The organism is Cobetia sp. SIMBA_158 (assembly GCF_046566945.1).
Taxonomy (GTDB): domain Bacteria; phylum Pseudomonadota; class Gammaproteobacteria; order Pseudomonadales; family Halomonadaceae; genus Cobetia; species Cobetia amphilecti.
The window spans coordinates 23,792-46,062 of sequence record NZ_JAWJYL010000005.1; the positions used below are offsets into that span (position 1 = coordinate 23,792).

The 22,271-nt window shown below is 62.1% G+C and carries 17 protein-coding genes and 2 tRNA genes; 2 read left to right on the forward strand and 17 right to left on the reverse strand.

Annotated elements, in window-relative coordinates:
• The first annotated feature begins 89 nt into the window (after positions 1-89).
• On the forward strand, positions 90-1,271 hold the full coding sequence (locus tag R2R70_RS09450; protein ID WP_043333407.1) for an acetyl-CoA C-acetyltransferase: 1,182 nt from the start codon (positions 90-92) through the stop codon (positions 1,269-1,271).
• Positions 1,272-1,439: 168 nt separating this feature from the next.
• Here the strand turns inward: R2R70_RS09450 and pnp are convergent, their stop codons facing one another.
• The 15 genes from pnp to rlmE form a co-directional block, all read right to left on the reverse strand.
• Positions 1,440-3,581 (reverse strand): polyribonucleotide nucleotidyltransferase, encoded by a 2,142-nt coding sequence (gene pnp, locus R2R70_RS09455; RefSeq protein ID WP_410977897.1) that lies wholly within the window; start codon positions 3,579-3,581, stop codon positions 1,440-1,442.
• A gap of 248 nt (positions 3,582-3,829) precedes the next feature.
• Positions 3,830-4,099, reverse strand: a complete 270-nt coding sequence (rpsO, locus tag R2R70_RS09460) for a 30S ribosomal protein S15 (protein ID WP_024952154.1) — start codon at positions 4,097-4,099, stop codon at positions 3,830-3,832.
• Between the two features lie 98 nt (positions 4,100-4,197).
• Positions 4,198-5,127, reverse strand: coding sequence for a tRNA pseudouridine(55) synthase TruB (gene truB, locus R2R70_RS09465; RefSeq protein WP_410977898.1), 930 nt, complete (start codon positions 5,125-5,127; stop codon positions 4,198-4,200).
• Positions 5,127-5,552 (reverse strand): 30S ribosome-binding factor RbfA, encoded by a 426-nt coding sequence (rbfA, locus tag R2R70_RS09470; protein ID WP_043333400.1) that lies wholly within the window; start codon positions 5,550-5,552, stop codon positions 5,127-5,129. Before rbfA ends, truB begins: the two co-directional genes overlap by 1 nt.
• 27 nt (positions 5,553-5,579) lie before the next feature.
• Complete coding sequence (gene infB / locus R2R70_RS09475) at positions 5,580-8,024, reverse strand: translation initiation factor IF-2 (protein WP_043333398.1); 2,445 nt, start codon at positions 8,022-8,024, stop codon at positions 5,580-5,582.
• A gap of 28 nt (positions 8,025-8,052) precedes the next feature.
• The gene (gene nusA, locus R2R70_RS09480; protein ID WP_054556444.1) at positions 8,053-9,546 is read right to left on the reverse strand and encodes a transcription termination factor NusA; all 1,494 of its coding nucleotides are present in this window, start codon (positions 9,544-9,546) and stop codon (positions 8,053-8,055) included.
• Positions 9,547-9,622: 76 nt separating this feature from the next.
• Complete coding sequence (rimP, locus tag R2R70_RS09485) at positions 9,623-10,081, reverse strand: ribosome maturation factor RimP (RefSeq protein ID WP_043333393.1); 459 nt, start codon at positions 10,079-10,081, stop codon at positions 9,623-9,625.
• Positions 10,082-10,204: 123 nt separating this feature from the next.
• A tRNA-Met gene (locus R2R70_RS09490) sits at positions 10,205-10,281 on the reverse strand.
• 103 nt (positions 10,282-10,384) lie between these two features.
• Positions 10,385-10,471, reverse strand: a tRNA-Leu gene (locus R2R70_RS09495).
• 62 nt (positions 10,472-10,533) lie between these two features.
• Positions 10,534-10,920, reverse strand: coding sequence for a preprotein translocase subunit SecG (secG, locus tag R2R70_RS09500; protein ID WP_043333391.1), 387 nt, complete (start codon positions 10,918-10,920; stop codon positions 10,534-10,536).
• A 5-nt stretch (positions 10,921-10,925) separates the two neighbouring features.
• Positions 10,926-11,672 carry a triose-phosphate isomerase gene (gene tpiA, locus R2R70_RS09505; protein WP_043333389.1) on the reverse strand — a complete coding sequence of 249 codons (747 nt, stop codon included), beginning with the start codon at positions 11,670-11,672 and terminating at the stop codon, positions 10,926-10,928.
• A gap of 215 nt (positions 11,673-11,887) precedes the next feature.
• A complete protein-coding gene (gene glmM, locus R2R70_RS09510; RefSeq protein WP_043333386.1) occupies positions 11,888-13,237 on the reverse strand; it encodes a phosphoglucosamine mutase in 1,350 nt (449 codons plus the stop codon).
• Positions 13,234-14,127 (reverse strand): dihydropteroate synthase, encoded by an 894-nt coding sequence (gene folP, locus R2R70_RS09515; RefSeq protein ID WP_410977899.1) that lies wholly within the window; start codon positions 14,125-14,127, stop codon positions 13,234-13,236. Before folP ends, glmM begins: the two co-directional genes overlap by 4 nt.
• 437 nt (positions 14,128-14,564) lie before the next feature.
• Positions 14,565-16,565, reverse strand: coding sequence for an ATP-dependent zinc metalloprotease FtsH (ftsH, locus tag R2R70_RS09520; protein WP_054556443.1), 2,001 nt, complete (start codon positions 16,563-16,565; stop codon positions 14,565-14,567).
• A gap of 481 nt (positions 16,566-17,046) precedes the next feature.
• Entirely contained in the window at positions 17,047-17,670 is a 624-nt protein-coding gene (gene rlmE, locus R2R70_RS09525; protein ID WP_225347478.1) for a 23S rRNA (uridine(2552)-2'-O)-methyltransferase RlmE, read from the reverse strand.
• Between the two features lie 279 nt (positions 17,671-17,949).
• Between rlmE and yhbY the strand changes: the two genes are divergently transcribed.
• Positions 17,950-18,264: a ribosome assembly RNA-binding protein YhbY gene (gene yhbY / locus R2R70_RS09530; RefSeq protein WP_043333380.1), complete on the forward strand. Its 315-nt coding sequence runs from the start codon at positions 17,950-17,952 to the stop codon at positions 18,262-18,264.
• Between the two features lie 259 nt (positions 18,265-18,523).
• Here the strand turns inward: yhbY and greA are convergent, their stop codons facing one another.
• Both greA and carB read right to left on the reverse strand, forming a co-directional pair.
• Positions 18,524-19,000 (reverse strand): transcription elongation factor GreA, encoded by a 477-nt coding sequence (gene greA / locus R2R70_RS09535; protein ID WP_043333374.1) that lies wholly within the window; start codon positions 18,998-19,000, stop codon positions 18,524-18,526.
• Positions 18,997-22,227, reverse strand: coding sequence for a carbamoyl-phosphate synthase large subunit (gene carB / locus R2R70_RS09540; RefSeq protein WP_107335696.1), 3,231 nt, complete (start codon positions 22,225-22,227; stop codon positions 18,997-18,999). The genes greA and carB overlap by 4 nt, the downstream gene beginning before the upstream one ends.
• Positions 22,228-22,271 lie beyond the last annotated feature (44 nt).

Sequence of the window (22,271 nt, forward strand, 5' to 3'; positions counted from 1 at the left end):
AGCAGGACTGCGCCTCGCCCGCTTGATGGCATGGCCATAGTCGCAGCCAATTGACTCAGACAGTCTCGCAAGAGAACAGGAGCGTTCAGATGCAGGATGTGGTGATCGTAGCAGCCCGTCGTACCGCCGTAGGCGCCTTCGGTGGCAGCCTGGCTGGCATTTCCGCCGCGGATCTCGGCGCACATGTCATCAAGGATATCCTCGCCAGCACGGGTGTCAGTGGCGATCAGGTCGATGAAGTGCTTCTGGGTCAGGTGCTGACAGCAGGATGCGGTCAGAACCCGGCACGTCAGGCGGTCATCAAGGCAGGCTTGCCGGAAGGCGTGCCCGCCATGACCATCAACAAGGTCTGCGGGTCTGGCCTCAAGGCGCTGCACCTGGCCACCCAGGCCATCCGTTGCGGCGATGCCGAGCTGATTCTGGCCGGCGGGCAGGAAAACATGTCCCTGTCTCCGCACGTGCTGCCCAACTCGCGTGACGGCAAGCGCATGGGCGACTGGAAGGCGATCGACTCCATGGTCCACGACGGTCTGTGGGATGCCTTCAATGACATCCACATGGGCATCACCGCCGAAAATCTGGCCGAGAAATACGAGATCACCCGTGAAGCCCAGGACGCCTTCGCAGCCGCCTCTCAGCAGAAGGCCTGCGCAGCCATCGAAGCTGGCCGCTTCAAGGGCCAGATCGTCCCGGTCGAGATCCCGCAGCGCAAGGGCGACCCGATCGTCTTCGATACCGATGAAAATCCGCGCGCCGGTACCACGGCCGAGAAGCTCGGCGGCATGCGCCCGGCCTTCAAGAAGGACGGCACCGTCACCGCCGGCAATGCCTCGGCGCTCAACGACGGCGCTGCCGTGGTCATGCTGTGCTCCGCCGACAAGGCCCGCGAGCTGGGCCTGACGCCGCTGGCGACCATCAAGGCCTACTCCAACGCGGGTGTTGATCCGAAGATCATGGGCATCGGCCCGGCCCCGGCGACTCGCCTGTGCCTCAAGAAGGCCGGCTGGAGCCTGGAAGACCTCGACCTGATCGAAGCCAACGAAGCCTTCGCCGCCCAGGCCCTGTCGGTCAACAAGGAGCTGGGCTGGGATGTCGACAAGGTCAACGTCAATGGCGGCGCCATTGCCCTCGGCCACCCGATCGGTGCCTCCGGCTGCCGTGTGCTGGTCTCGCTGGTACACGAGATGATCGAGCGTGATGCCAAGAAGGGTCTGGCGACCCTGTGCATCGGTGGCGGTCAGGGTGTCGCGCTGGCCATCGAGCGCAGCTGATCGCTCACACCTGCCGACCGCATGAGCTCCCGTCGCTCGCGTAATCTCGAGCAGGGAGATATGCAAAAGCCCCCGCCAGCGACCTGGCGAGGGCTTTTTCTTGCCCGGAGGGCTCACCTCTCAAGCAGAGCAGGCAAGACCGGGGCGGGGACGATCCGCGACGATCTGTCAGTCCTGGGCGGCGGCCTCTTCAGCCTGAGCAGCGGCAAAGGCCGCCTTCTCTTCTTCGCTGATCTCTTTCAGCGACAGCTTGACGCGATTGCGGTTATCGATGTCGAGCACCTTGACCACCACTTCATCGCCTTCGTTGAGGTAGTCACGTACGTCATTGACCCGCTCCTCGACGATCTGCGAGATGTGCAGCAGACCATCGGTGCCCGGCATGAAGGTGATGAAGGCACCGAAGTCGGCGATGCGCGCCACCTTGCCGGCATAGAGCTTGCCGATCTCGGCCTCGGCAATGATGCCCTCGACGTACTTGGCAGCCGCCTGTGCCTGCGCCTTGTGCTCGGCATAGATGCGCACGCTGCCATCATCATCGAGATCGACATTGGCGCCAGTCTCTTCACATATCTTGCGGATGGTGGAGCCGCCCTTGCCGATCACGTCACGCACCTTGTTGGGCGCGATCTTGAGGGACAGCATCGCCGGGGCATTGTCCGAGACTTCCTGACGACTGGCGGCCAGCACCTCATTCATCTGCGCGAGGATGGTCAGGCGTGCCTCGAGGGCCTGTTCCAGCGCCTGCTCAAGAATCTCCTCGTCGATCCCCTCGATCTTGATGTCCATCTGCAGCGCGGTAACGCCTTCGGCGGTCCCCGCGACCTTGAAGTCCATGTCGCCGAGGTGATCCTCATCGCCGAGGATATCGGTCAGTATCGCGACGCCATTGGCGTCCTTGACCAGCCCCATGGCGATACCCGCGACCGGCGCCTTGAGCGGCACACCGGCGTCCATCAGCGCAAGCGAGGCGCCACACACGGACGCCATCGAGCTCGAACCATTGGATTCGGTGATCTCGGAGACGACACGGATCGCGTAGGGGAAGGCCTGCAGCGACGGCAGCATGGATTCGATGCCCCGACGCGCCAGACGCCCATGACCGATCTCACGCCGCTTGGGCGCGCCGATGAAGCCCGTCTCGCCGACGCAGTAGGGCGGGAAGTTGTAGTGCAGCATGAAGCGGTCCTGCTTCTCGCCGGACAGTCCTTCGATCAGCTGTGAATCGCGCGTGGTCCCCAGGGTGGCAGTGGCGATCGCCTGGGTCTCACCGCGGGTGAACAGCGCCGAGCCATGCGCCTTGGGCAACACGCCCACCGCCATGTCCAGCGGTCGCACGGTACGGGTATCACGACCATCGATACGCGGCTCACCGGCGATCACACGTTGACGCACGATACGCTTCTCGAGCGCCGCGAAAGCCGTCGCCACGGCCTCGACACTGAAGCGCGCATCATCCTCGGCGCCCAGCAGATCGATGGCCTGCGCCTTGAGCGCCGACAGACTGTCCTGACGCGCCATCTTGTCACTCAGGCGATAGGCATCACCGATCTGGGTGGCGAAGCTCTGCTCCAGCGCCTCGACCAGCACACGGTCGAGCTTCTGCGGCACCCACGCCCACTTGGGACGATTGACCTTGGCGGCGAACGTCTCGATCCCCGTGATGGCCTTCTGCATCTCGTGATGGCCATAGAGCACGGCACCAAGCATCTCGTCTTCCAGCAGCTCCTGGGCTTCGGACTCGACCATCAACACGGCCTTCTCGGTGCCCGCCACCACCATGTCCAGCTCGGAATGCGCCAGTTCGCTGTAGCCGGGATTCAGGAAGTAGCCGCGCTGCTCGCTGAAGCCGACGCGCGCCGCGCCCACGGGGCCAGCGAAGGGCACACCAGAGATGCAAAGCGCTGCAGAGGTGCCGAGCAGTGCCGCGATGTCGGGGTCGACATTGCGCTCCGCCGACATCACCGTGCAGACCACCTGCACCTCATTCATGAAGCCTTCGGGAAACAGCGGGCGCATCGGACGGTCGATCAAGCGTGAGGTCAGGGTTTCCTTCTCGGTGGGACGCCCTTCGCGCTTGAGGAAGCCGCCGGGGATACGCCCCGCCGCGTAGGCCTTCTCCTGATAATGGACCGACAACGGGAAGAAGGACTGGCCGGGTTTCGGCGACGCCTTGGCCACCACGGTGCACAACACCGAGGTATTGCCCATGGTCACCATCACGCTACCGGTCGCCTGACGCGCGATGCGGCCGGTCTCGAGGGTGATGGTGTCATTACCGTACTGGAAGCTGTGCGTTACCGGGTTCACGGCGCATGTCCTTTAATCTGATAGTCATCGATGCCAGGCGCTCATGGTAAAGCGCGCCACAGGCAATGAAAAGCGGGTTGATCCCACGCGACAAGCGGGCTGCAGCGCGGGTCGAGCCTCTGATCTGAAGCCCGGATCACCTCGGTATCAGGCACAAAAAAACCGACACCGCCCGCAGGCAGTGTCGGTTTTCCTGTGCCCACCGGGGGCCCGCCATGCACCGAAGTGCATGGCGGCAACATCGCTGATTAGCGACGCAGACCCAGACGCTGGATCAGAGCGGTGTAACGCTCGAAGTCCTTGCGCTTGAGGTAGTCAAGCAGCTTGCGGCGCTGGTTGACCATGCGGATCAGACCACGACGGGAGTGGTGATCCTGCTTGTTGGCCTTGAAGTGACCCTGCAGGCCATCAATGTTGGCGCTCAGCAGAGCAACCTGAACTTCCGGGGAACCGGTGTCGTTCTCGCCACGGCCGAATTCGGTAACGATCTCAGCCTTCTTCTCAGCGGTAAGTGCCATCTGTCTCTCCAGTAAGCAATATGCTTGATAGATTAGAAATGTCGAAGACCACGCATATTTGCAGTCTTCATGCGGCTTGCGGCGAGGCCGCAATCAGCTCACCCAGCCGCCGCCTCGACGGCAGAACTGAGCAGTCGGCGAGGAGCGATGACGCCCTCCGCCGCAATCCGGACCAGCCCGAGCAACTGCTGGTCCTGATACACACGAGCCAGGGAGTCCACTTCCAGCGACCCTGTCGTCGTTTCAGCCTGTTGACCACGCAATATCATCCGCGCCATCTCGGCAGTGATGTCGAGACGCGGGAGATGATCGAGCAGGATGTCGACAGGTAACAGAACGCCTTCACGTGCCTGCTGGTCAGCCAGCGCCTCGAGGCGCTCGAAATCCAGCATGGCATCACCCGTGAACGGGCCCGTCTTGAGACGACGCAGTGCCGTGAGGTGGGCTCCACAGCCCAGCGCCTCGCCGATATCCTCGGCCAGACTGCGTATGTAGGTACCCTTGCTGACCGCCACTTCGATCTCGATGCCATCGGAGTGCCGCGCAAGAAGCGCCATATTGTAGATGGTAACGCGACGGACTGCACGCTCGATTTCAATCCCCTGGCGCGCCAGCTCGTAGAGCGGACGTCCCTGGTGCTTGAGCGCGGAGTACATCGGCGGTACCTGATCTATCTCGCCACGGAACCTGTCCAGCACCGCGTCCAGCTCGGCCTGCGCAATCTCGGGAATCTCCCGCTCGCGAATCACCGTGCCTTCCGCATCACCGGTATCGGTGACCTGGCCAAACTTGATCCGTGCCCGATAGACCTTGTCTGCCTCGAGAAGATGCGAGGAGAACTTGGTCGCTTCCCCGAAGCAGACCGGCAACAAGCCGGTCGCCATCGGGTCGAGCGTACCGGTATGACCGGCCTTCTGCGCCTGGTAGAGGCGACGAGCCATCTGAAGCGCATAGTTGCTGGACATGCCCTTGGGCTTGTCCAGCAACAGAACGCCATCGATCGGCAAGCCGCGACGACGACGCGCCATCAGGCGTCCGGCGTGGTGCCCGGGGCACCATCTTCGCTGTCGTCATCACCGCGTTCAGCACTGCGCTTGCGATCGTCGGCGACCGCATCGTTGATCAGTGAGGACAGATGATGGCCACGAACGACGCTTTCATCGTAATGAAAACGCAGTTCCGGCACGTGGCGCAGCTGAATGGTGCGCGCCAGCTGGGAGCGCAGGAAACCTGCCGCGCGCTTGAGCACGGCGAGGTTTTCCTTGATGCGTTCCGGGCTGTCGTCACCCAGCAGGGTCACGTAGACATCGGAGTAGGACAGGTCGCGGCTGACCTTGGCGGCGCTGACCGTCAGCATGCCAAGGCGCGGGTCCTTGACCTCGCGCTGAATCAACAGCGCGAGCTCTTGCTGGATCTGGTCCGCCACGCGGTCAGTACGGCTGTATTCACGCATCCGTGATCTCTCCTTGCAGGGGCGCTATCAGAGCGTGCGCTCGACCTGGATCTGGTCGAACACCTCGATCTTGTCGCCAACCTGCACGTCGTTGTAGTTCTTGACGCCGATACCACATTCCATGCCGTTGCGGACTTCGTTGACGTCATCCTTGAAGCGGCGCAGGGATTCCAGCTCGCCTTCATAGATGACCACGTTGTCACGCAGCACGCGGATGCGCTTGGAGCGGTACATGTTGCCTTCGACGACCATACAACCGGCGATCGCGCCGATCTTCGGTGCCTTGAAGACATCGCGCACTTCGGCAACACCGACGATCTGCTCGCGGAATTCCGGTGCCAGCATGCCAGTCATGGCCAGCTTGACCTCGTCGATCAGCTGGTAGATGACGCTGTAGTAGCGCAGATCCAGACCTTCACGTTCGACGATCTCACGCGCGGAGGCGTCAGCACGGACGTTGAAGCCGACCAGGATCGCTTCGGAAGCGAGTGCCAGGTTGGCATCGGTACCGGTGATACCACCGACACCGGAAGAGACCACGGCCACCTTGACTTCTTCGGTGGAGAGTTCTTCCAGCGCGCCACGGATGGCTTCCAGAGAACCCTGCACGTCGGCCTTGAGGACGACGTTGACCTTGGCGACTTCGTCCTGGCCCATCTGGGAGAACATGTTCTCCAGCTTGGCCTTCTGCTGACGAGCCAGGCGCACTTCGCGGTACTTGCCCTGACGGAAGTTGGCGACTTCACGTGCCTTCTTCTCGTCCGGGACCACGGTGAACTCTTCACCGGCGTCCGGCGTGCCACCCAGGCCCTGGATCTCGACCGGCATGGCCGGACCCACGGAATCGACCTGCTTGCCGAGTTCGTTGATCAGCGCACGCACACGGCCGTAATGCAGGCCGGCGAGGACGATATCGCCCTTCTTCAGCGTACCGTTCTGGACCAGCACGGTCGCGACCGGACCACGGCCCTTGTCGAGACGGGACTCGACCACGACGCCTTTACCCGGCGCGGACGGCACGGCCTGAAGTTCGAGAACTTCGGAGACCAGCAGGACACCTTCGAGCAACGCGTCGATGTTTTCGCCGGTCTTGGCGGAAACGTGGACGAACTGGGTATCACCACCCCACTCCTCGGAGATGACACCGTGCTGGGACAGCTCATTCTTGACGCGGTCCGGATCAGCACCCGGCTTGTCGATCTTGTTCACCGCCACGACCATCGGGACACCCGCGGCCTTGGAGTGCTCGACAGCCTCGATGGTCTGCGGCATCACGCCATCATCGGCAGCCACCACCAGGATGACGACGTCGGTCGCCTTGGCACCACGAGCACGCATGGCGGTGAACGCCGCGTGGCCCGGGGTATCCAGGAAGGTGATGTCACCGTTGTCGTGTTCGACGTGGTAGGCACCGATGTGCTGGGTGATACCACCCGCTTCACCTGTGGCGACCTTGGTGCGGCGGATGTAATCCAGCAGCGAGGTCTTGCCGTGGTCGACGTGACCCATGACGGTAACGACCGGCGCGCGGGTGATCTGCTCACCTTCGTAGGAGATGCCTTCGAGAACGGCTGTCTCGAGTGCGTCATCCTTGATCAGCTTGGGCGTGTGGCCCATTTCCTCGACCACGATGGTCGCGGTTTCCTGATCGATCGTCTGGTTGATGGTGACCGCAGCGCCCATGTTGAACATGGTCTTGATCACTTCAGACGCCTTGACGGCCATCTTGTCGGCGAGGTCTGCCACTGAGATGGACTCAGGGATGGAGACTTCACGGACGAAGGTCTGGACCGGCTTCGGCGGCTGACGGTTGGCATCACGGCCACCACGACGACCACCGCGACGCTCGGCGCGCTTGACCTTCTTGGCCCCGCCACGCTTGCGTTCACTACGGTCTTCACGGGCTTCGCGACGATCACGTGATTCATCACGCGGCGCAGCCTTGGCGCGACGCGGTGCATCACCACGCGGCTCCTTCGGCGGCGCATTGACTTCCGGCGCAGCGTCGGCGGCCGGTGCAGCGGCAGCAGCCGGTGCACTCTGACGCGGACGCTCTTCGCGACGGTTGTCATTGCCACGACGCTCTTCGCGCTGCGGTGCCGCAGCCGGCTTGTCCGCAACGGCAGCTGCCGGTGCAGCAGCAGCCGGCGCTTCTGCAGCCTGCTCTTCGCCCTCTTTGACGTAGGTACGCTTCTTGCGCACCTGCACCTCGATGGACTTGCCGCGACCGCTACCCGTGTTGATGCGAGACTTGGTCTTGCGGGTCAGGGTAATGCGATTCTTGGGCGCTGCCGGAGCGGCGCCACCACCGTGGCTCTTGGTGAGGTGATCAAGCAGCTTCTGCTTGTCGACCTCAGAGACGGCGTCGTTCTCTGACTTGTGCTTCAGACCCGCTTCATGCATCTGTTCCAGTAGGCGGGCTGACTCGCGGCCCACCTTCTTGGCGAATTCTTTGACTGTCATTTCTGACATGTACGACCCTCCTGAGCCCGTGACCTAGTTACTGTTCGCTTGCGAACCAGGGCGCGCGGGCGGTCATGATCAACGCCGCTGCTCGCTCTTCGTCGACGCCTTCGATGTCTTTCAGATCATCGATGGCCTGCTCAGCAAGGTCTTCCATGGTGACGATACCCTTGCTGGCCAGGATGTATGCCAGATGACTCTCCATGCCTTCCATGTTGAGCAGGTCTTCGGCCGGCTGTGCGCCGTCCAGTTGCTCTTCAGTGGCGATGGCGAGATTCAGCAGTTCATCCTTGGCCCGAGCGCGCAGCTCCTCGACCAGATCCTGGTCAAAGCCCTCGACCTCGAGCATTTCCTCGAGCGGGACATAGGCGATTTCCTCGAGTGAGGTGAAGCCCTCGTCCACCAGGACACGGGCTAGATCCTCTTCAATCTCGAGATGAGTGATGAAATATTCGACGAAACTGTCGATTTCCTGCTCGCGCTTGCCCTCGGCTTCCGCCTCGGTCATGACGTTGAGCTGCCAACCGGTCAGCTCACTGGCCAGACGAACGTTCTGACCGCTGCGACCGATGGCCTGAGCCAGGTTGTCCGCAGCGACAGCGACATCCATGGAATGGGTGTCTTCGTCGACCAGAATGGAACCGACATCTGCCGGCGCCATGGCGTTGATGACGAGCTGGGCAGGATTGTCATCCCACAGGATGATATCCACGCGTTCGTTACGCAGTTCATTGGACACGGCCTGCACGCGTGAACCACGCATGCCGACACAGGCACCGATCGGATCGATGCGCTTGTCGTTGCTCTTGACCGCGATCTTGGCGCGCGAGCCCGGATCACGGGCAGCACCCTTGATCTCGATCAGCTGCTCGGCGATTTCCGGGACTTCGATCTTGAACAGCTCGATGATCAGCTCAGGACGCGTACGCGACAGGATCAGCTGAGAACCACGAGCATCCGCGTCGACTTTCCACAGCAGGGCACGAACCCGCTCGTTCAAGCGGTAGCGCTCGCCGTGAATCATCTCACCGCGCGGCAGGAAGCCTTCGGCGTTGTCGCCCAGATCGATGATGAGGCCATCACGTGTCGTCTTCTTGACGATACCCGCGACCAGCTCACCTTCACGCTCGGCGTAAAGGCGCACCACTTCCGCACGCTCGGCCTCGCGCACCTTCTGCACGATGACCTGCTTGGCGGTCTGTGCAGCGATGCGACCGAACGCTTCGGATTCGATCTGCTTCTCGACCACGGCACCCAGCGCCAGCGGCTCTTCGCGCTGTTCGGCGATGCTGGCCTTGATCTCGTAGTCCGGCGTCTCGAACTCGTCGTCTTCGACGACGGTCCAGCGACGGTAGGTCGCGTAATCACCGGTGACACGATCGATCTTGACGCGGATATCCGCCTCTTCCTGATCGAAACGCTTGCGTGACGCCGAAGCCAATGCCGCTTCGACGGCTTCGAAAATCACATCCCGCGGCACGCCTTTCTCGTTGGAGATGGCGTCAACGACCAGCAGAATCTCTTTGCTCATGACTTTGCCTCGCCAGAAACCTGTCCTTGCGCATCGACCCGGGCTCGCAACGCGAGCGGTGTGCCGACAACGTCAGTTATTTGAACTGCGGCACAATGCGTGCCTGGTCGATGCTTTCAATGGGAAAGCAGTATTCTTCTTCATCGACCCGGATCACGACATCACCGTCTTCGGTGCCAGTCACCAGCCCCTGGAACTTGCGCTGGCCATCGAAGGCCTGGCGAAGTCGCAGTGCCACCACGTGACCGATGTAGCGCTCGTACTGGTCAAGCGTGAACAACGGACGATCCATGCCTGGAGACGAGACTTCAAGCTGGAACTGACCGGTAATGGGGTCTTCGACATCCAGTACGGCACCCACCTGACGACTGACGTTTGCGCAGTTGTCCACGGTAATGCCATCGGGATGGTCGATATAGATCACCAGACGGGACTGCTTGCCTTGGGAGAGATAGTCGATACCCCAGAGCTCGAAGCCCAGAGCAGAGACGACTGGATCGATAAGCGCGTTAAGCGCAGCGTCCTTGGTTGACACAGACGAGGCTCCTACAGCAGTTGCATCAGGCACCTGACCGGGAGTAGAGAAGAGAGCTAGGTGGCTGATTGGCACTGGTGCTAACAAAAAGCCCCTTCATAGGAAGGGGCCTTTCAAGAAACTTGGTAGCGGGGACCGGATTTGAACCGATGACCTTCGGGTTATGAGCCCGACGAGCTACCAGACTGCTCCACCCCGCAACAATAGTCGGACGATGGTAATGTCACCGAAAAAGGAGGTCAAGGAATGACGTCTTTCCAAGGTGGCAGAGTTGCGTCCAGACTGCCAATCGATCTAACAAGATGGTGCCGAAGGGGGGACTTGAACCCCCACGACCATAAGGTCACTACCCCCTCAAGATAGCGTGTCTACCAATTCCACCACTTCGGCACGGGGGCGGGTATCGCCTGAGACGTTACCCGGAAGAATTCAAAGTTAACGCCTTGAATTCCTTAGAGTGCTGGTTGGTCTGCGTTGCCGCTTTCCTCAAGCACTGGCGACGTATTCTCCACACTTTCCTCGGAGTCGTCAAGTGATGGCAGTGAATTTTTCTGCTGCTCGATCACGCTGGCATTCGGAATGCCCGCTTCGACAGACGGCTGGTTGGCGTTGGACGCGAACCAGGCCAGTGTCAGAGAGGTCGCGAAGAAGCCCGCGGCCAGAACACCCGTGAAGCGCGCGAGGAAGTTGCCGCTACCGCTGGACCCGAAAACGGTCTGGGAAGCACCACCGCCACCAAAGGCAGCGCCAGCTTCGGCACCCTTGCCCTGCTGGAGAAGGACGAGCACGATCAGCGCGACCGCGAGTACCACATGGACCATCAGAACGGCTACTTGCATGAGATTCAACCTGCAGACTGGCAAATGGCTAGGAATTCGTCGATCTGGAGCGAGGCACCGCCCACGAGACCGCCGTCGATATCCGGCTGCGCAAGCAGCTCGGCGGCATTGGCAGCTTTCATGCTGCCGCCGTACAACAATTGCATTGCCTCGGCGAGCGAGGCAGACCACTCGGCCAGGCGCGCGCGAATGGCCGCATGGACCTCCTGCGCCTGCTGGGGCGAGGCGGTGCGCCCGGTACCGATGGCCCAGACGGGCTCATAGGCGACGACCAGACGCGTGCGCGCATCGGCGGAGAGCGCGGAGAACACCGCCTCCAGCTGTCCCAGCACGACACGCTCCGTGTCACCGGCTTCACGCTCCTCGAGCGTCTCACCGACGCACAGCACCGGTGTGAGGCCAGCGGCAAGCGCCGCCTCGACACGCGCCAGTACCGCCGCATCGTCTTCAGCATACAGGCTTCGACGCTCCGAGTGACCGACCAGCACCATCGCGGCACCGACATCCTTGAGCATCTGACCCGCCACTTCGCCGGTAAAGGCACCCTCGCTCGCCGGGTTCAGCGTCTGCCCCGCCAGCGCCACGCTCACAGGCATGCTCGCGCGAGCGGCACTCAGATAAGGGAAAGGCACTGCCAGCGCCACCTGAATGCCCTGCGGCAGCTCAGCCGCCTGCAGGCCCCGGGCAAACTCATCGACCAGGGCAAGATCACCATTCATCTTCCAGTTTCCGGCAATCAGCGGTGTACGCATGTGCTTCTCCCTTGTGAGCAGTGCGAGGATGGTAATGGAGCCGCCCTTGACTGACAACCTTCGCGACCCCTGTCAAGCCCCGTGATCCGGCACGATCAGGCTCGGGGCAACTGCCAGAAACGACAACAGGCGCACTCGGCGCCTGTTGTCGTCCTGTGCAACCCGACCGCTCAGCGACGTGAACCGTCGCCCCGGCGAGCTGCCTTGTCAGCGCATCACGCCGACATGCTGGATTCGACCGTCGCGGCGATCTGACCCGCCAGCGCATCGACATCGAAGTGCGGACGCCCTTCGACCATGACGCGAATCAGCGGTTCCGTGCCGCTGGGGCGCAGCAGCACGCGCCCTTCGTTGCCCAGCGTCTGTTCCACTTCGACCACTGCGGCCTGCACGGCATCCGCCGCCATCAGCGCCTTGTTGTCGCAACCCGGCGCCAGACGCACATTGATCAGCGCCTGCGGGGCCTTTTCGAAGCCGACCAGCAATTCACTGAGCGAGCACTCTTCACGCGCCATGATCGCCAGCACCTGCAGCGCCGAGACGATGCCATCACCGGTGCTCTGGATATGGCTGCAGACGATGTGTCCGGAGGATTCGCCACCCAGCTGCCAGCCATTGGCTTCCAGACGCTCGATGACGTAGCGGTCACCGACCTTGGCGCGTTCGAAGGGAATTCCTAGGCCTTCCAGCGCAGCCGCCAGGCCGAAGTTGGACATCAGGGTGCCGACGACACCACCACCCAGCACACCGCGCTCGTGACGGTCACGCGCGATCATGTAGAGGATGTCGTCACCATCGATGACACGGCCATCGGCATCGACCAGGATCAGGCGGTCACCATCCCCATCGAAGGCCACGCCCAGATCGGCGCCCTGCTCGATGACGGCCGCGCGCAGCGCCTGCGGGTGCGTGGAGCCGACGCCCTGATTGATGTTGAGGCCATCCGGCTCACCGCCGATGACGCTGACCTTGGCACCCAGCTCACGGAAGACGTTCGGCGCGATGTGATAGGTCGCACCATGCGCGCAATCCAGCACCACCTTCATGCCATGCAGGCCCAGACGACCCGGCAGCGTGGACTTGCAGAATTCGATATAGCGCCCGGCCGCATCCTGGATGCGTGACGCCTTGCCCAGGCTGTCCGGGCCGACGATCACGATGTCGCGGTCCAGCTCGGCTTCGATCTCGGCTTCCAGCGCATCATCCAGCTTGGTGCCGGCAGCGGAGAAGAACTTGATGCCGTTGTCCGGATAGGCGTTGTGGGAGGCCGAGATGACGATGCCGGCATCAGCGCGGAAGGTGCGTGTCAGATAGGCGATCCCCGGTGTCGGCATCGGGCCGAGCAGGGACACATCGACGCCCGCTGCCGAAAGGCCGGACTCGAGCGCGGATTCGAACATGTAGCCCGAGATGCGCGTGTCCTTGCCGATCAATACCTTGCCGCGGCCGTGACGGGCGAATACACGGCCTGCCGCCCAGCCCAGCTTGAGCATGAAGTCTGGCGTGATGGGGAATTCCCCGACCGTGCCGCGAATACCATCCGTACCAAAATAACGTCGACTCATCGTATCGTGCCTTCCTGTAGCACGGCCCATGCCATGTCGACAGCGTCGACAGTCGGGGCCACGTCGTGAACGCGAAACAGTCTGGCCCCGTCACGGACGGCCAATGCCGTCAGTGCCAGGTTACCAGCCAGGCGATCCTCTACCGCGCGCCCGAGGGCATTGCCGATCATGCTCTTGCGTGACGTGCCGATCAGCAGCGGGAGGTTGAATTCATGCAACTGCGCCATGCGGTGATAGAGGCGCAGATTGTCTTGCAGTGACTTGCCGAAGCCGAAGCCGGGGTCCAGCAGCAGTCGCTCACGCGCGATGCCCGCCGCCTCACAGGCCGCGATACGCGCCGCCAGGAACGTCCGGACTTCCTGCTCGATGGACTGAGCATAATGCGTATCCTGCTGCATGGTGTCCGGCTCGCCGCGCATGTGCATCAGACAGACGGGCAGCCCGCTGTCAGCGGCGGCCTCGAGCGCGCCGTCTCGATTCAGCGCACGCACGTCATTGATCATGCCGGCCCCCAGCCGTGCGGATTCGCGCATGACTTGCGGGTTGCTGGTATCGATGCTCACCAAGGCGCCCAGCTCGCTCACCAGCCGCTCCACCACCGGGCAGACCCGCTCAAGCTCTTCTTCGGTGCTGACCGGCGTCGCCCCGGGTCGTGTCGACTCACCGCCGACATCGATCATCGCGGCACCATCGGCCAGCATCTGCTCGGCATTGCGCAGCGCGGCGTCCAGGGTCGCGCTGCGGCCGCCATCCGAGAAGGAGTCCGGCGTCACGTTGAGAATCCCCATCACCCGCGGACGCGAGAGATCGAGATGGTGTCCAGCGCACTCCAATGACATCAGATGGCCCACTCGAGGCTCGAGAGGCGTGCTCAAGGCAGAATTCGTCATGGCATTCCATGCAGGCGAGAGGGGCACGAAGGTGGCTTCGCAGCCCGGTCAGAAATGATTGCGCACCACTTTAAAGAGCCAGCCCATGGCGCGCAAGGCGTGGAATGGCCGCCACACGGGGCGTCAGCAGATGGCAACGCCATTGGCTCAGACCTTTCACCCCACGCTCATCATGGCGCTGACAATGCCCGTGCAGAGACATGAGTCGACGCCGTCACGCCACGGCGTAGGCCACTCATCAGCAGCACCTTAACTTCACCAGCGTCATTGCTGCAGCAGTACAGGCCGCCATTGCTGCAGACAAGAAAACGCCCGACTGGCAAGCCAGTCGGGCGTTTTTCCTTTCAGAGGCTCGGACATCGCATGCGATATCGGGCGCCCCTTGGGCCTAGATCAGGCCTAAATCAGGCCTAGTTCAGGTCTACATCAGGCGTCCATCAATGACCGCTCGGACCACCCAGCGGGTCAGACGGGCGACGGCGGTTGCTGTCGTCATCTTCACTGCCATCAGCGTCATCATCCGCCTTGGGAGCTTCCGGCGCTTCCGCCTTCGGAGTGTCAGCAACCGGGGCCACCAGGCCACCATCACCGCCGCTCGCCGGGCCACCCCAGTCCTTCGGCGGACGCGGAGCACGACCTGCCATGATGTCCGCCAGCTGCTCGGCATCGATGGTTTCGTAGGTCATCAGCGCTTCGGTCATCGCATCCAGCTTGTCGCGATTCTCTTCCAGGATCTGCTGCGCCTTGGCGTAGCACTCGTCGATGATTCGACGCACTTCCTTGTCGAGACGCGAGGTGGTGTCGCCAGACTTCAGCTTGCCGCCACCCTGACCCGGGCCACCGAGGAACTGATGGGACTCGTCCTCGTCGTACATGATCGGGCCCATCTCGCTGGAGAGACCCCACTTGGCGACCATGTTGTGGGCAAGCTCGGTAGCACGCTTGATGTCGTTGGACGCGCCGGTGGTGACACCGTTCGGGCCCAGCGTCATCTCTTCGGCGATACGACCGCCGAACAGCGAGCAGATCTGACTGATGATCTGCTGACGCGAGTAGCTGTAGCGATCCTCTTCCGGCAGGAACATCGTCACACCCAGCGCACGACCGCGCGGAATGATCGACACCTTGTAGACCGGGTCATGCTCGGGCATCACCAGGCCGATGATGGCGTGGCCAGACTCGTGATAGGCCGTGTTGCGCTTCTCCTTCTCGGACATGACCATCGATTTGCGCTCGGCGCCCATCATGATCTTGTCCTTGGCCAGCTCCAGCTCTTCCATACCGACCAGACGCTTGTTGCGACGCGCGGCGAACAGGGCGGCTTCATTGACCAGGTTGGCCAGGTCCGCACCGGAGAAGCCCGGCGTACCACGTGCAATGTTGACCGGCACGACGTCATCGCCCATCGGCACCTTGCGCAGGTGGACGCCGAGGATGTGCTCGCGGCCACGGATGTCCGGCAGCGCGACGGTCACCTGACGGTCGAAGCGGCCCGGGCGCAGCAGCGCGGGGTCAAGCACGTCAGGACGGTTGGTCGCGGCGATGACGATGATGCCGTCGTTCGCCTCGAAGCCATCCATCTCGACCAGCAGCTGGTTCAGCGTCTGCTCACGCTCATCGTGACCACCGCCCATGCCGGAACCACGGTGACGACCGACGGCGTCGATCTCATCGATGAAGATGATGCACGGCGCCTGCTTCTTGGCCTGCTCGAACATGTCACGCACACGAGAGGCACCGACACCGACGAACATCTCGACGAAGTCAGAACCGGAGATGCTGAAGAACGGCACCTTGGCTTCACCGGCGATCGCCTTGGCGAGCAGGGTCTTGCCGGTACCCGGCGGGCCTACCATCAGGACGCCACGCGGAATCTGACCGCCAAGACGCTGGAACTTGCTGGGGTCCTTGAGGAAGTCGACCAGTTCCTCGACCTCTTCCTTCGCTTCGTCACAGCCTGCGACATCGCTGAAGGTGGTCTTGATCTGGTCCTGGCTCAGCAGCTTGGCCTTGGACTTGCCGAAGCTCATCGGGCCACCCTTGCCGGCGCCGCCACCCTGCATCTGGCGCATGAAGAACATGAAGATGGCCAGAATGATCAGAATCGGGAAGCTGGCAATCAACAGGCGTGTCCACAGCGACTGCTGCTCAGGCTTCTTGCCGATGACCTCCACCTTGTTGGCAAGCAGGTCATCCATCAGCTTGGGATCGGACGCCGCCGGCCGGATGGTGGTGAAGCTGGAGCCATCGGCCCGCTCACCCTCAATGGTGTAACCATCGATGGTCACACTCTTGATCCGGTCGTTCTGCACCTGCTGGACGAACTGTGAATAGTTCATCGCCTGCGGCGAGGTATCGACGCTGAAGTTGTTGAACACCGTCAGCAGCACTGCTGCGATGATCAACCAGAGAATCAGGTTCTTCGCCATGTCGTTCAAGGGGACACCCTCATTGCATGAATCTGTCTTGGCATGCCGTGAATACTCCGACTGCCGTCTTGTGGTGGCCTGCCATGCTATCTGATCGTGCCTGCGGGGTATCAAGTCAGCGCAACGCGCCACTTCGCCTACCGAGTCACTCAAAGCTTGCCGTGCATTGTGCTACTTGCCTGCCAGCATCGGTAAGGCATTGAAACCCACCGAACTGTCACTGGCCCATCGTACTCAAGACCCAATGATATCGACACTACACCAGATGGGGGCTGGCAACCATTGCTTAAAGCCCGACAATGGACTATTGCGCCGATAGACAGCCTGCATCAGCCAGCGCTGCGACTCGCCCGGACACATTGGCGCCAGTCTGGACGAGCATCGCATGGCTCGCCTTAACCCGCGATGAAGCATGCGACCAGCAACGTGGAAATCTCGCCGCCGCGAGCCGATACCTGCCGCGTGCAGCGGCATGCAAGGACACTGACCATCAGCCCTTGAAGCCCTGCCCCAGCAGATAGACTTCGCGTGAGCGTGCACGCGATGCTTCCGGCTTGCGGGTCACGACCTTCTTGAAGCTGCCACGCATGTCCTTCAGATAGGCATCGAAGCCCTCGCCCTGGAAGACCTTGACCAGGAAATTGCCGCCCGGCTTGAGGGTCTGGCGCGCCAGATCCAGCGCCAGCTCGACCAGATACATGCCGGCAGGCTGATCGATCGCGCTCATGCCGCTCATGTTGGGCGCCATGTCGGAGATCACGAGGTCCACCGGGCGGTCACCCAGGGTGGCCAGAATCTGGTTCAGCACGGCCTCTTCGGTGAAGTCGCCCTGAATGAAGTCGACACCGGCCAGGGCGTCCATCTCGAGAATGTCGGAGGCGATGACCACGCCTTCCATGCCGACGCGGTCCGCGGCAATCTGGCTCCAGCCACCGGGGGCTGCGCCGAGGTCGATGACGGTGGCGCCCGGCTTGAGCAGGCGGTCCTTGTCATCGATTTCAATCAGTTTGTAGCTGGCACGGGAACGATAACCGTCGGCCCAGCTGCGCTGGACATAGGCGTCATCAAAGTGTTCCTTCATCCAGCCAGCACTGCTCTTGCTGGGGTGAGCCACGTTGTCACCTGGAATGTCGGGGAAAATCGAATACTGGCGGGAGATAGCGCGGGGGATAACGACGACACGAAAGGCGTGGCAAGCTTGCGCACGGGTCGTGTCATGAGCGTCGTCATGGAGTAGAATGGCGGGTCCTGCGCGCGGTTCCGCCCGTGGGCACAGACATTGCCTGCGCAACAGACGGGTTCACACCCCTGGATTTCAAGCCCTGGAGTCGACCCTGTCTTTCGCTACGCTCCCCGCTCCCATCGGACGCCAACAGGGAAACTTTACGATACCATGAGCTTGTCACAGTCACAAAAGAAAGCATTTCGCAGCATCGGGCACCATCTTGACCCGATCGTCACCGTCTCGGAAAACGGCCTTTCCGAAGGCGTCGTGACCGAACTGGAGCGCGCACTGCACGATCACGAACTGATCAAGCTGAAGCTGGCGATCAACGATCGCGAAGCGCGCGGCGAGGTGGCTCGCCACCTGTGCAGCGAAACCGGCGCGACCCTGATCCAGAGCATCGGCAAGATCGCTCTGCTGTATCGCCGCAACCCGCAGGCCAAGCCGAAGCTGTCGAACGTACAGCGCTTCAGCGAGAAGTAAGCCGCCGGGCCCAGGCCTGACGAGGCTCACCTCGCACGCCACGCCTGCCGCAGACAGAAACGCCGCCCTCATCGAGGGCGGCGTTTCTGTTTTCTGTTGCTGACAATCACGACCTGATGACGATGAGAGCCGAGAGCCGTCTGTCTGAAGGATTTCGTGCCCGCAGGCAAAAAAACAGCCCTGCCGGGGTTACCGGCAGGGCTGTCACGACATCAGGATCTGACGAATCAGAGGCGATGCACTTCAGATGTGACGTGCTTCAGATGTGATGCACTTCGGAGATTTCATACTCCACATCGCCACCCGGGGTACGCACGACCACGACATCCCCTTCTTCCTTGCCGATCAGCGCACGCGCGATCGGAGAGGTGACGGAGATCTTGCCGTCCTTGATGCTGGCTTCATCTTCGCCAACGATGCGATAGCGCACTTCGCTATCGTCATCGAGGTTCATCAGGTCGACCGTGGTGCCGAAGATCACCTTGCCGGTCTTCGGCAACTTGGTGACGTCGATCACCTGGGACATGGAGAGCTTGGACTCGATCTCCTGGATACGACCCTCGATGAAACCCTGCTGTTCACGCGCGGCGTGGTACTCGGCATTCTCCTTGAGATCGCCGTGCTCACGGGCTTCCGCGATGTCAGCGATGACCCGGGGACGCTCAGTGCCCTTTAGGTGCTCGAGCTCCTTGCGAAGGCGGTCTTCGCCTTCGACGGTCATCGGACTTCTACTCATATCATGACTCCTGCATGCATATCCTGGAGACGACGGACCTTGACGTCGTTGCCGTAGGCAAGCGCCATGCACACGGCATTGGCACCCGCCAGCGTCGTGGCGTAGGGCACCTTGTGCGCCAGCGCCGTGCGACGAATCACGGACGAGTCATTGATGGCCTGACGTCCCTCTGTGGTGTTGACGATATAGGCGATCTCGCCGTTCTTGATCATGTCGACGATATGCGGCCGCCCTTCGAACACCTTGTTGACGGGTTCAACCTCGAGGCCGGCAGCGGCGATCACCTCTGCCGTGCCACGGGTAGCACAAAGCGTAAAGCCTAATGTTACCAGAGAGCGGGCCACCTCGATAACGCCCGCCTTGTCGAACTCACGCACGGACAGGAAGGCCTTGCGATCGCCAGTCAGGGTCGGGATGGCTTCACCGGCACCCAGCTGCGCCTTGTAGAAGGCTTCCGCGAAGGTATCGCCGGAGCCCATCACTTCGCCGGTGGACTTCATTTCCGGCGACAGGATCGGGTCGACCCCCGGGAACTTGGCGAACGGCAGCACCGCTTCCTTCACACTATAGAAGGTCGGCACGATTTCCTGGGTGAAACCGATCTCTTCCAGGGTCTGGCCGGCCATGCAGCGTGCGGCGATCTGCGCCAGCGACTGGCCGATGCACTTGGAGACGAACGGCACGGTACGTGAAGCGCGCGGGTTGACCTCGATGACGTAGATTACGCCATCCTGCCAGGCCAGCTGCACGTTCATCAGACCGACGACGTTGAGTTCCAGCGCCATGCGCTTGACCTGCTCACGCATCTCTTCCTGGACATCTGCCGGCAGCGAGTACGGCGGCAGGGCGCACGCGGAGTCACCGGAGTGGATACCGGCCTGCTCGATGTGCTGCATGATGGCGCCGATCACGACCTGCTTGCCGTCGGACACCGCATCGATGTCGACCTCGATGGCCGCGTTCAGGAAGTGGTCCAGCAGCACCGGCGAGTCATTGGAGACCTTGACCGCGTGGGTCATGTAGTTCTCGAGCTCGGCGGCGGAGTAGACGATTTCCATCGCGCGGCCGCCCAGCACGTAGCTCGGGCGCACCACCAGCGGGTAACCGATGACCTCGGCCTTGACGAAGGCTTCCTCGAAGCTGCGCGCGGTGGCGTTTTCCGGCTGGATCAGACCGAGCTTCTCGATCATCTGCTGGAAACGCTCGCGGTCTTCGGCGCGGTCGATGGCGTCCGGCGTGGTACCGATGATCGGCACACCGGCGGCTTCGAGCTCACGCGCCAGCTTCAGCGGCGTCTGGCCACCGAACTGGACGATGACACCGACCGGCTGCTCCTTGTCGGCGATCTCCAGCACGTCCTCCAGGGTGACCGGCTCGAAGTAGAGGCGATCGGAAGTGTCGTAGTCGGTGGACACGGTTTCCGGGTTGCAGTTGACCATGATGGTCTCGTAGCCGTCCGCGCGCATGGCGAGGGAGGCGTGGACACAGCAGTAGTCGAACTCGATGCCCTGACCGATACGGTTCGGGCCGCCACCCAGCACCATGATCTTCTTCTTGTCGCTGACTTCCGCCTCGCACTCTTCCTCATAGGTGGAGTACATGTAGGCGGTGTCGGACGCGAATTCGGCGGCACAGGTGTCGACGCGCTTGTAGACCGGACGGATGCCCTGCTTCTGGCGGTGCTTGCGGAAGGCCTTCTCGGACACGCCCATCAGACGCGCCAGGCGCGCATCGCTGAAGCCCTTGCGCTTGAGACGGAACAGACGATCAGCGTCCATCTCGCCCAGCGAGCTTGCAGCCACTGCGCCTTCCTGAGCGATCAGGTCGGCCAGCTGCACCAGGTACCAGCGGTCGATGTTGGTGAGGCGGAAGATCTCTTCTATATCGAGACCGGCACGCATGGCATCGGCGATGTAGAAGATACGCTCGGCACCGGCGGCCTGCAGCTCGCCCTTGATACGCGCCATGTTCTCGTCGCTGAAGTTCTCGACGATCGGGTCGAGACCGTCAACGCCGGTCTCCATGCCACGCAGCGCCTTCTGCAGGGATTCCTGGAAGGTACGGCCGATGGCCATGACTTCGCCGACCGACTTCATCTGCGTGGTCAGGCGGTCATTGGCCTGCGGGAACTTCTCGAAGGTGAAGCGCGGAATCTTGGTGACGACGTAATCGATGGACGGCTCGAAGGACGCCGGCGTCTTGCCACCGGTGATGTCGTTCTGCAGCTCGTCCAGGGTGTAGCCGACGGCCAGCTTGGCGGCGATCTTGGCGATCGGGAAGCCGGTCGCCTTGGAAGCCAGCGCCGAGGAACGCGACACGCGCGGGTTCATCTCGATCACGACCATGCGGCCAGTGTCCGGGCAGATGCCGAACTGGACGTTGGAGCCGCCGGTCTCGACGCCGATCTCGCGCAGAACGGCCAGCGATGCATCACGCATCAGCTGGTATTCCTTGTCGGTCAGGGTCTGGGCCGGGGCGACGGTGATGGAGTCGCCGGTGTGCACGCCCATCGGGTCGAAGTTCTCGATGGCGCAGACGATGATGCAGTTGTCGTTCTTGTCACGAACGACCTCCATCTCGTATTCCTTCCAGCCCAGCAGCGATTCGTCGATCAACAGCTCGCGGGTCGGCGACAGCTCGAAGCCGCGATGGCAGATCTCTTCGAATTCTTCACGGTTGTACGCCACGCCGCCGCCGGAACCGCCCATGGTGAAGCTGGGACGGATGATGGACGGGAAGCCCAGCTCGGCCTGGATTTCCCAGGCTTCTTCCATGGAGTGCGCAACCTTGGCCTTCGGGCACGCCAGACCGATCTTCTTCATCGCCTTGTCGAAGCGATCACGGTCTTCGGCCTTGTCGATGGTGTCGGCGTTGGCACCGATCATCTCGACACCGTACTGCTCGAGCACGCCTTCGCGCTCCAGCGCCAGCGCACAGTTCAGTGCGGTCTGGCCGCCCATGGTCGGCAGGATGGCGTCCGGGCGTTCCTTCTCGATGATGCGCGCCACGGTTTCCCAGGTGATCGGCTCGATGTAGGTCGCATCGGCCATCACCGGGTCGGTCATGATGGTTGCCGGGTTGGAGTTGACCAGGATGACCCGGTAACCCTCTTCACGCAGGGCCTTGCAGGCCTGTGCGCCGGAATAGTCGAACTCGCACGCCTGGCCGATGACGATGGGGCCGGCGCCGATGATCAGGATGCTGTTTAGGTCTGTACGTTTCGGCATGTCTCTTCCCGCAATGATCTGGTGACTGAACTCAACGATGGATC